Source organism: Enterovibrio norvegicus (genome assembly GCF_002876705.1).
In the GTDB taxonomy this organism is placed as follows: domain Bacteria; phylum Pseudomonadota; class Gammaproteobacteria; order Enterobacterales; family Vibrionaceae; genus Enterovibrio; species Enterovibrio norvegicus_B.
Window position 1 is genome coordinate 1 of sequence record NZ_MDAG01000062.1, and the last position, 304, is coordinate 304.

Sequence of the window (304 nt, forward strand, 5' to 3'; positions counted from 1 at the left end):
TCCCGTTCATGACCTTGTTATAAGCTAACAACATCTACACCAGATGCTTTCGAGCAAGAAAGCAACTTTGCAAATTCGATCACTTCATCTGTTGATTGTTCAGGATGGCTGCTCGTAACAATAAACTTGGGGTCTGTTCCGTCGCCTACAGCAAGTTCATCGATTACATCTTCCCATTGTTGGCATCCCCGACCTACCACACAGACCAACTCATAACCTTTGTTTATTAAAGATATAAGTTGATCATCGTATATTGGTGAGTATCGACTTTGACATATAAGAACAATTTTTAAATTTGTCATCG

The 304-nt window shown here is 39.5% G+C and carries 1 protein-coding gene; it reads right to left on the reverse strand.

Annotated features, from left to right (window positions below; translation table 11 throughout):
- Window positions 1-17 precede the first annotated feature (17 nt).
- On the reverse strand, window positions 18-304 hold a 287-nt coding region (locus BCT27_RS25755; protein ID WP_102396876.1), incomplete at its 5' end, for a hypothetical protein.